Origin of the sequence: Pseudonocardia bannensis (assembly GCF_012911875.1) — a bacterium.
GTDB lineage: Bacteria > Actinomycetota > Actinomycetes > Mycobacteriales > Pseudonocardiaceae > Pseudonocardia > Pseudonocardia bannensis.
This window is the reverse complement of the sequence record NZ_JAAXKZ010000178.1, coordinates 1-9,402: the sequence shown is the minus strand read 5'-3', so window position 1 is coordinate 9,402 and position 9,402 is coordinate 1. Positions and strand designations below refer to the sequence as shown.

At 73.9% G+C, this 9,402-nt stretch carries 8 protein-coding genes; 3 read left to right on the top strand and 5 right to left on the bottom strand.

The annotated features are described in order from the left end of the window. Window positions 1-10 precede the first annotated feature (10 nt). The 3 genes from HF519_RS28130 to HF519_RS28120 form a co-directional block, all read right to left on the bottom strand. Window positions 11-937, bottom strand: a complete 927-nt coding sequence (locus tag HF519_RS28130) for an ABC transporter permease (protein ID WP_169416010.1) — start codon at window positions 935-937, stop codon at window positions 11-13. Window positions 938-948: 11 nt separating this feature from the next. After that, window positions 949-4,014 (bottom strand): alpha/beta fold hydrolase, encoded by a 3,066-nt coding sequence (locus HF519_RS28125; protein ID WP_169416007.1) that lies wholly within the window; start codon window positions 4,012-4,014, stop codon window positions 949-951. An 86-nt stretch (window positions 4,015-4,100) separates the two neighbouring features. Further along, a complete protein-coding gene (locus HF519_RS28120) occupies window positions 4,101-4,418 on the bottom strand; it encodes an antibiotic biosynthesis monooxygenase family protein (protein WP_246245375.1) in 318 nt (105 codons plus the stop codon). 231 nt (window positions 4,419-4,649) lie between these two features. Between HF519_RS28120 and HF519_RS28115 the strand changes: the two genes are divergently transcribed. Then, window positions 4,650-5,765, top strand: coding sequence for a TerC family protein (locus HF519_RS28115; RefSeq protein WP_169416006.1), 1,116 nt, complete (start codon window positions 4,650-4,652; stop codon window positions 5,763-5,765). Between the two features lie 168 nt (window positions 5,766-5,933). On the opposite strand, the gene HF519_RS28110 is transcribed toward HF519_RS28115, so the two are convergent. Together HF519_RS28110 and HF519_RS28105 are read right to left on the bottom strand one after the other, a co-directional pair. Continuing rightward, the gene (locus tag HF519_RS28110; RefSeq protein ID WP_169416005.1) at window positions 5,934-6,440 is read right to left on the bottom strand and encodes a metallophosphoesterase family protein; all 507 of its coding nucleotides are present in this window, start codon (window positions 6,438-6,440) and stop codon (window positions 5,934-5,936) included. 16 nt (window positions 6,441-6,456) lie between these two features. Next, a complete protein-coding gene (locus HF519_RS28105; RefSeq protein ID WP_169416004.1) occupies window positions 6,457-6,831 on the bottom strand; it encodes an FKBP-type peptidyl-prolyl cis-trans isomerase in 375 nt (124 codons plus the stop codon). A 128-nt stretch (window positions 6,832-6,959) separates the two neighbouring features. Here HF519_RS28105 and HF519_RS28100 point away from each other — a divergent pair, with 128 nt between their 5' ends. Together HF519_RS28100 and HF519_RS28095 are read left to right on the top strand one after the other, a co-directional pair. Then, window positions 6,960-7,853: an MOSC domain-containing protein gene (locus HF519_RS28100; protein ID WP_169416003.1), complete on the top strand. Its 894-nt coding sequence runs from the start codon at window positions 6,960-6,962 to the stop codon at window positions 7,851-7,853. Then, on the top strand, window positions 7,850-9,340 hold the full coding sequence (locus HF519_RS28095) for an MFS transporter (protein ID WP_312860402.1): 1,491 nt from the start codon (window positions 7,850-7,852) through the stop codon (window positions 9,338-9,340). The genes HF519_RS28100 and HF519_RS28095 overlap by 4 nt, the downstream gene beginning before the upstream one ends. Window positions 9,341-9,402: the final 62 nt, after the last annotated feature.

The window sequence follows — 9,402 nt, the reverse complement described above, 5'->3', positions numbered from 1 at the left end:
GGCGGGTGGGTCATGAGGTGACGTCCTTGCGGCTGAAGCGCCAGACCGCCAGGGCGCCGAACGCCGTCGCGTAACAGACGGCGGAGAAGACGCCGCGGGTCATGTCGCCCCAGTCCACCTGCTCGGCCAGCAGGGCCGACCAGGCGTTGCCGTAGTGCGTCGGGAGGTAGTTGCGCAGGTCCTCCAGGGCGGTGATCTGGTCGAGGATCTGCGAGACGATCGAGGCCATCACCGCCCCGCCGACGGCCCCCAGCGGCGCGTCGGTGCTCACCGACAGCAGCACCGCCAGGCCGGCCACCCAGCTCAGGTGCACCGCGATGTAGAGCGCGCCGAGCAGCACCCGGCCGGTCGCGGTGGCGAACCCGAGGGCCTCGCCGGTCGGGCTGACCAGATCGCCCGTCCCGTAGGCCAGGCTGCCCACGATCAGCGAGACGGCCGGCAGCAGCAGCAGCGCGGTCAGCGAGAGCAGCCCCGCCACGATCGCCTTCTGCCGCAGCAACCGGGCCCGCGGGATCGGCGCGGCGAGCAGGTAGCGCAGGCTCGACCAGGACGCCTCCGCGGCCACGGTGTCGCCGAAGAACAACGCGACGACCACGACCAGCAGGAAGCCGGCCGAGGCGAACAGGGCGAACACCGAGAAGTTCGTCGCGCTGCCCTTGGCCAGGTCGACCAGGTTCAGCGACCCGCCGGGCGGGCCGTCGTCGGCCAGGCTGAACGCCGCCCACAGGATCACCGGCAGCAGCGCCACCAGGGCGAACGCCACCTGCGTGCGGCGGCGCTTGAGCTGGCGGACCAGCTCGACGCGCACCGGCAGGGTGTGGCCGGGCCGGTAGGGCGCCCGCGCCCCGGTCGCGGGCAGCTCGTGCACCTGCCCACGACGGGTCGACGGCTCGTCCGCGGTGGCGGCGTGGCCCCGCGCCGCGCTCCCGCCGTTCATCGATGGTCCGCTCACGGCGCCAGGTCCTCTCCGACGAGCTGCAGGAAGGCGTCCTCGAGCCGGCGCCGGGGCCCGGCCGACTGCACCGCGACCCCGGCCGACACCAGCGCCTGCACCGCCGACGCACGCGGGGTGCCGTTCAGCTCCGCGTGCACGAGGGTTCCGTCGACGGCGACCTCGCGCACCCCGTCCAGCGCGGCCAGCACCTCGGCCGCGCGTTCCGGTGCGTCGACGCCGAAGCTGGCGGCCCCACCGCCGGCGATGATGTCGTCCACGGTGCCGTCGGCGACGACCTTGCCGTGGTGCATGACGACGACGTGCGTGCACGTCTGCTCCACCTCGGCGAGCAGATGGCTGGAGACCAGCACGGTCCGCCCGTTCGCGGCGTAGCGGCGCAGCACCTCGCGCATCGCGTGGATCTGGGGCGGGTCGAGCCCGTTGGTGGGTTCGTCGAGCACGAGCAGCTCCGGCAGCCCGAGCATGGCCTGGGCGATCGCGAGCCGCTGCCGCATGCCCTGGCTGTAGGTACCGACGCGGCGCTGCACCGACGCGCCGAGCCCGGCGATCTCCAGGGCCTCCTCGACGTGCGCGTCGGCGGCCGGGCGGCCGGTCGCGGCCCAGTACAGCCGCAGGTTCTCCGCCCCCGACAGATGCGGCAGGAAGCCGGGCCCCTCGACGAACGCGCCGATCCGCGCCAGCACCGGCGCCCCCGCCCCGACGGGCTCGCCGAACGCGCGGATCGTTCCGGCGGTCGGCTGGATGAGCCCCATCAGCATCCGCAGGACGGTGGTCTTGCCGGCGCCGTTGGGACCCAGCAGCCCGAGCACCATGCCGGGGTGGACGGTGAACGAGACGTCCTTGACCGCGGCGAAGCCACCCTTGTAGGTCTTGGCCAGCCCGCGGATCTCCAGCGGAGCGGCCGGATCGCCGGGCCCGGTGCCCTCGGCCGCGCGGCCGCGCCGGTTCAGCACCCGCGCGGCCGCCCAGGCGAGCAGCGCGACCAGCAGCACGACGCCGATCCCGATCACCGGGCCGAGCGGCACCGTGCCGGCGGTGACGGCGCGGCCGGGGACGACGGGCACGGCCACCTCGGCGCCCTCGCCGCCGGCGAGGCCGATCCGCCACACCGCGGGCTGCACGGCCGAGGTGTAGCCCTGGTCGGTCGTGCTGATCGACACGACCAGCCGGTTCCCCGCCTGGATCGGCGCGACGACACCGGGCAGGGTCACCGAGACCTGTGCCGGGGTCCCGTCCGCGGGCACGGCGACCCGCATCGGCGCGACCGCGCTGCCGAGCAGCGTGCGCCGGCCGTCGGGAGCGAGCTCGTAGACCTTGCCGAACAGGATGGCCTCACCGGCGGCGGGCTGCCCGGGGACGCGGGCGACCGTGACGTCCACCCGGGGTGCGCCCGCCACGGTCACCGGCGCGGTCAGCGGCTCGCTGCGGAACTGGGCCGACTGGCCGGGCAGCTCGGAGGTGAACGCCGACAGTCGGCTGCCCAGGTTGCCCAGCGCACCGCCGACCCCGGGCAGCGCGGTGATCGCCGCCGGGTTGCCACCGGCAGGGTTGACCGCAATCTGCGGCGTGCCGTTCAGGGCGACCCGCTCGAAGGTCAGCGGTGGGCTCCCGGGCAGACCCGGGTAGGAGTCGGCGACGACGGTGCGCCCGGTCGGGGTGTCCCCGCCCGTCCGCACACCGCTCTCGACGGCGTAGGCGAAATCGGTGCCGGGCGCTTCGCCCCGGCCGGCGAGGTAGTGGTCGAACCAGTCGCCGATCTGCTCGCGGACGGCGGCATCGGGGGCGCCGCCGTCGTGCCCGCCGGAGAACCAGACGGTCTTCACGGTGCCGCCCGCCGCGGCGATCTGGCGGGCGTTCGCGTCGGACTGGTCGAGCCCGAACAGGGTGTCCTGCTCGCCCTGGACGAGCAGCGTCGGGGCCGTGATCCGGTCGGTCACCGAGGCGGGGGAGGAGCGCCGCAGCAGCTCGGCCGTGGTGGGGGACAGGCGCCCGGTCGTCGCGGCCTCGGTGTAGGCCCGGCAGACCTCGGCGGTGAACCGGCCGCAGGTCACCGGTCCGCGCCGCGCCGCCGGATCCGCATCTGTCGGAGCAGGGCCCCGGCCCGTGGCAGCCCTGCCCGTGGCAGCCCTGCCCGTGCCGCCCGCCGTGCCGCCCGCCGTGCCGCCCGCCGTGCCGCCCGCCGTGCCGCCCGCCGTGCCGCCCGCCGTGCCGCCCGCCGTGCCGCCGTCACCCGGTCCAGCCGTGCCGGCCGTACCGCCGCCGCTCGTACCGCTGTCGGCCTGACCGGCTGTGTCGCCGCCGGTCGCCCCGGTCAGGGCCGTGGCGGGGTCGGCCCCGGTCAGCCCGGCGCCGGCCGCTCCCGAGCCCCCGGCACCGGCCGAGAAGAAGACGCCGGCCCAGCCGCGCTTGAACACGCCGTCCGGGCCGAAGGTGCCGTGGGCGGGGGTGTCGACCGGCGCCGCCTGCGCGCCGGCGGCGTTGGGGAACAGCGCCTGACCGAGGTCGTTCCAGGTGATCACCGGCGCCAGCGCGTCGACCCGGCGGTCGTGGCCCGCGAGCAGCAGCGAGATCGCCCCGCCGTAGGAGCCGCCGGTGATCCCGACCCGCGGATCGCCGGGCCCGTCCGGCGTGACCTCGGGCCGGGTGCCCAGCCAGTCGACGAGCGCCCGGGCGTCGGCGACCTCGTGGTCGGGGGAGTTCAGCGCGATCTGCCCCGTGCTGGTGCCGAACCCGCGCGCCGACCAGGCGAGCACCACGAAGCCGCGTCCGGCCAGCTCGCGCGCGTCCGCGTCGACGGACCGCTTACTGCCGCCGAAGCCGTGCGCGACCAGCACGGCGGGTGCCGGGGTCGTCGCGGGCAGGTAGAGGGTGGTGTCGAGACTGACCGGGTCGGCGACCCCGGGCCCGCCGCGGACCTCGATGCGCTGTTCCTCGGTGCGGATCGACGCCGCCTCGTCGGTGCCGCCGAGGCCGGCGAGCGTGATGCCGCAGCCCACGAGCGCGAGAACGATCACGGCGGCGACCACGCGGGCCGGGGTCGACCGGGGCAGTCGGGGCACATGTCGACGTTATGCGAGGCCGGGTGAGGACCTCGTCAGCCGGCCTCAGCCAGTTCTCAGCGGAGGGGCGGGTTCGGGTCGGTCGGTCACTGTGCCGGGAGGGCCGGGATGTCGCCGAAGTGCTCCACCCGCGGGTCACCGTCGAAGTAGGGCCCGATCAGTGCCCGCCACTGCCCGAACCGGTCGGACTCGCGGAAGTCGACGGTGTGCGACTCCAGGCTGTCCCACTCCACGAGCAGCACGAACCGGCTCGGCGACTCGATCCCGCGGGTCATCCGCGCCGAGCGGAAGCCCGGGGTCGCGGCGAGCAGTTCGCGCGCCGAGCGGTAGGCCGCGGCGAAGTCGTCCTCGGTCCCGGGGCGGATGGCGAAGTCGGCGATCTCGAGCACCATGGTGTCGATCATCGCCTACCCCGATGAGATCAGTCACCCCGGCTGGCGGAGCCGAACGAGCAGGGTGGAGACTGGCGCCCGCACCGTAGGGGAGTATCCCGTTCGCGGTGGCGCCGTCAGCACGGCGCCCGGTCCTCACCGGAACGGGCACCCGGTGCCATCGGTCGGTCGGCGTCAGCGTCACCGACGGGAGAGACCTGGGGCCGCTGCATGCTGCCCGAGAGTCTCTGGAGGCCCCTGGACATGTCCGTTCCCACCTGGCTGTGGTTCGCCACCATCGGCGGCCTCGTCGCCATCATCCTGGCCGACCTGTTCCTGGTCGACCACAAACCGCACGCGGTGACGATCCGCGAGGCGACCCGTTGGGTGCTGTTCTACGTCGCGCTGGCCGTGGCGTTCGGTATCGGCATCTGGTTGTTCGCGGGCGGGACCTACGCCGGGGAGTTCTTCGCCGGGTACATCACCGAGTACTCGTTGTCGGTGGACAACCTGTTCGTCTTCGTGATCATCATGGCGACGTTCAAGGTTCCCGCGATCCACCAGCACCGGGTGCTGCTCGTCGGCATCGTGATCGCGCTGATCATGCGCGGCATCTTCATCGCCGTCGGCGCCGCCGCCATCGAGCAGTTCAGCTGGGTGTTCTACCTGTTCGCCGCGGTCCTCGTCTACACGGCGATCAATCTCGCCAAGCAGGGGACCGAGCACGACGAGGAGTTCAAGGAGAATCGGGCGCTGCGCCTGCTGCGCCGGGTGCTGCCGGTGACCGACGAGTACCACGGTGCGAAGTCGTTCGTGCGGATCGACGGCAGGCGCTGGGTCACCCCGATGCTCATCGTGATGTTCGCGATCGGCTCGACCGACCTGCTGTTCGCGCTCGACTCGATCCCGGCGATCTTCGGCCTCACCCAGGAGGCCTACCTCGTCTTCACCGCCAACGCATTCGCGCTGATGGGCCTGCGGCAGCTGTACTTCCTGCTCGGCGGGCTGCTGGAGAAGCTGATCTACCTGTCCTACGGGCTCGCGGTCATCCTCGGCTTCATCGGCGTCAAACTGGTGCTGCACGCGCTGCACGAGAACTCGCTGCCGTTCATCAACGGCGGAGCGCCGGTGCCCGTGCCCGAGATCGGGATCGCGGTCTCGCTCAGCGTCATCGTCGGGGTCCTTGCGATCACCACCGTGGCCAGCCTGGTCAAGGCGCGGCGCGACCCGTCGCTCGTGCACCACGTCGAGGTGCCCGGTGCCGACGACGTCCCGGCCGTGGAGTCCGGGACGCGGGCGCCGGCGAGATCGGCCATCGGCCGCGATGCCGGGCACCGTGACGACTCCAGCGCCCGGGGGAGTGACCCGGGCCGAGGCTGACGATCCCGGCGAGCGTGCGCCGGTGGCTGCCGAGGCAGTCACCGGCGCACGCTCAGTTGTAGGGACGTGGGTCAGGGTGCGTGGTGCACCGAACGGAACCGCCACGCCCGTGCCCCCGGGCGGCGATCTCGCGTTCGTGCCGCGCCAGGTCCGCGGTCAGCCGGCCGCTCACGCCGGAGTTCCTTCGAGGTGGTGCAGCGTCACCCCGTCGAGCCGACCGTGGGCGATCTCGGCGGTCATCCAGGTGTGGGTGGGCCGGCGGCGCCGGTCGGTCGGCGAACCGGGGTTGAGCAACCGCAGGCCCTGCCCCGCCGTGGTGTCCCACGGGATGTGGCTGTGGCCGAACACCAGCACGTCGGCGTCGGGGTACGCCCGGGTGCAGCGGCGTTCCCGGCCGGTGGCGGCGCCGGTCTCGTGCACCACCGCCAGCCGGACGCCGTCGAGCTCGGCCCGGGCCACCTCGGGCAGCCGGGCCCGCAGTTCGGGACCGTCGTTGTTGCCGTACACGCCGATCAGCCGGGCGGCCCGGGCCTCGAGGGCGTCGAGCAGGTCGACCGACACCCAGTCCCCGGCATGGATGACCACGTCGGCCTCGTCGACGGCGGCCCACAGAGGTGCGGGCAGGTCGCGCGCCCGCTTGGGGAGGTGCGTGTCCGCCATCAGGAGCAGGCGCACGACCGGGACCCAGCCGTCAGCCGACGTCCATCAGGTCCACCACGAAGATCAGCGTCTCGCCGGGCTTGATCACACCGCCGGCACCGCGGTCGCCGTAGCCCAGGTGCGGCGGGATCTCCAGCCGGCGCCGGCCGCCGACCCTCATGCCCTGGACACCCTGGTCCCAGCCGGAGATGACCTGGCCGGCGCCCAGCGCGAACTGCAGCGGCTGGCCGCGGTTCCAGGACGCGTCGAACTCCTCGCCCGTCGAGTGGGCCACGCCGACGTAGTGCACGCTCACCCGCGACCCGGCGGTGGCCTCGGCGCCGTCGCCGACCTGGATGTCCTCCACGCGCAGGTCCGTCGGCGGGGGCCCCTCGACGGGGTCGATCTCGGGCTTCTGCTGTGCCACGGGGTGTCCTCCAGAGGTGGTCGAACGGTTCGGAGCGACAGCGTGCCAGATGATCTCGCGTGCTGCTCCGTCCCGGGGTGCGGACTCCCGGGGTCGCGGGGCGGCCGGGCAGGCTATAGACACACACCATGACCTCTGCTCTCGCGACCGTCCGCTCGTTGCACCGCTTCCCGGTCAAGTCGATGCAGGGCGAGGACCTCGACGAGGCGATCGTCGGGCCGGCCGGATTGCTCGGCGACCGCGCCTACGCCGTGGTCGACGCCGTCGACGGCACGGTGGCCAGTGCGAAGTACCCGCGCAAGTGGGCGGCGTTGCTCGGCCTGCGGGCGGCGTTCGTCACCGAGCCCCGGGCCGGGGAGGCGCCGCCGCCGGTGGCGGTCACGTTCCCCGACGGCGTGGTCCGGCGCAGCGACGAGCCGGGACTCGACGACGCGCTGTCCGCGCTGCTCGGCCGCGCGGTCCGGCTGGAGAACCGGCCGGCGCCCGAGGCCCAGTTCGAGGAGCAGTGGCCCGACATCGACGGCCTGGCGCCCGCGGGCTTCATCGAGGCGACCACCGTCGAGCACAGCCCCGAGGGCGAGCCGGTGAGCCGTATCGGCATCGGTTCGCTCGCGCCGCAGGGCACGTTCTTCGATCTCGCCGTGCTGCACGTCCTCACCACCGCGACCCTCGACGCCCTGCGCGCCGCCGCGCCGGGATCCGACTTCGACCCGCGCCGGTACCGGCCGAACGTGCTCCTCGACGTGCCGGGTGCGGAGTTCGCCGAGGACGGGTGGGTCGGCAGCAGCCTCGAGTTCGGGGCGGACCTGCGCGTCACCGTCACCATGTCGACCATGCGCTGCGTGATGACCACGCTCGGGCAGGACGGGTTCACCGAGGACCGCGACACCCTGCGCACGATCGCCAAGCACAACCGGCGCACCATTGAGGGCATGGGAACCTGGGCGTGCGCGGGGGTCTACGCCGACGTCGACGGCACGGGAACGGTCCGGCGGGGCGACGTGGTGCGGGTCGTCGGGTGAGCACGACCGCCTCCGGCGGGGAGACCTACAGTCCCGACCCGAGGCGGTGGCGGGCGTTGAGCGTCACCCTCGTCGCGGGGTTCATGAGCCTGCTCGACGTCAGCATCGTGTCCGTCGCGTTGCCGTCGATGCAGAAGGGTCTGGACACCAGCCCGGCCCAGATCCAGTGGGTCGTCTCCGGTTACGCGCTCGCCTTCGGCCTCGCGCTCGTCCCCGCCGGGCGCCTCGGTGACGCGCTGGGCCGGCGGCGCATGTTCCTGCTCGCGCTGAGCGGGTTCGTGCTGTTCAGCGCGTTGGCCGGGGCGGCGCCCACGGCGGAGCTGCTGGTCGCGGCGCGGCTGGCGCAGGGGTTCGCCGCGGGCGCGCTGGCCCCGCAGAACTCCGGGCTCATCCAGGATCTGTTCCGCGGCGGCGAGCGCGGCCGCGCGTTCGGCTTCTTCGGTGCGACGGTCGGGATCTCGACCGCCGTGGGCCCGGTGATCGGCGGGCTGATCCTCGCTGCCTTCGGGGAGGACGACGGCTGGCGCTGGATCTTCTACGTCAACGTCCCGATCGGTGCGGTCGCGCTGCTGCTCGCGGCCCGCCTGCTGCCGAAGACGCGCTCGGACCGCCCGCGCGGGCCCATCGACGTCGTCGGCGTCGGGCTGCTCGGCGGCGCCGTGCTCGCCGTCATGCTGCCGCTGGTGCAGGCCGAGTCCGGTGGGATCGCCCGGCTGTGGTGGCTGTTCCCGGTGGGCGTGGCGCTGGCGGTGGCGTTCGTGCTGTGGGAGCGCCGGGAGGTCCGCCGCGGGCGGGAGCCGCTGTTGGACCTGCGGTTGGTCACCGACACCCCCGGCTACGCCGCCGGCGCCGCCCTGGGAACGGTGTACTTCGTCGGTTTCAGCGGAATCTGGCTGGTGTTCGCGATCTTCTTCCAGGCCGGGCTGGGCTACACGCCACTGGAGTCCGGGCTGGCCGTCACGCCGTTCGCACTCGGTTCTGCGGTCTCGGCGCTGCTGGGCGGACGGCTGGTGGAGCGGTTCGGCCGGCTGCTGACGGTGATCGGGCTGACCGCTGTGGCCGTCGGACTCGGGACCACCGCGCTGGTGCTCGCCACGGTCGACCCGTCGATCGCCGGGGGCGCGATCATCGCCCCGATGCTCCTCGCGGGTGTCGGCGGCGGGCTGGTGATCTCCCCGAACGTGACCATGACGCTGCGCTGCGTCCCGGTACGGATGGCCGGATCGGCGGGCGGCGCGCTGCAGACCGGGCAGCGGATCGGCGCCGCGATCGGCAGCGCCGCGCTGGCCGGGATCTTCTACGCCGTGCTGACGTCGAGCGGCGGCCGCTACCCGCTGGCCGTCGGGATCGCGCTCGGCTCGGCGGTGGTGATGGTGTTGGTCGCGCTGCTCATCGGGGTGCTGGAGTGGCGGGCCGGGCGGGCCCGGGCCGGCGGTGCCGGAGCCCCGGACGTCGAACCGGCGGACACCGCGCACGTGCACCACTGAGCGTCCGGAGCGCGGTCACCACTCCGGGCCGCTGATCAGGCCGGCGGGGCGGCAGCTCCCAG

Bases quoted from the DNA above. Each gene is read 5' to 3' on its own strand.
- HF519_RS28130 (WP_169416010.1), bottom strand. From the start codon at position 937: ATGAACGGCGGGAGCGCGGCGCGGGGCCACGCCGCCACCGCGGACGAG.
- HF519_RS28120 (WP_246245375.1), bottom strand. From the start codon at position 4,418: ATGATCGACACCATGGTGCTCGAGATCGCCGACTTCGCCATCCGCCCC.
- HF519_RS28115 (WP_169416006.1), top strand. From the start codon at position 4,650: ATGTCCGTTCCCACCTGGCTGTGGTTCGCCACCATCGGCGGCCTCGTC.
- HF519_RS28100 (WP_169416003.1), top strand. From the start codon at position 6,960: ATGACCTCTGCTCTCGCGACCGTCCGCTCGTTGCACCGCTTCCCGGTC.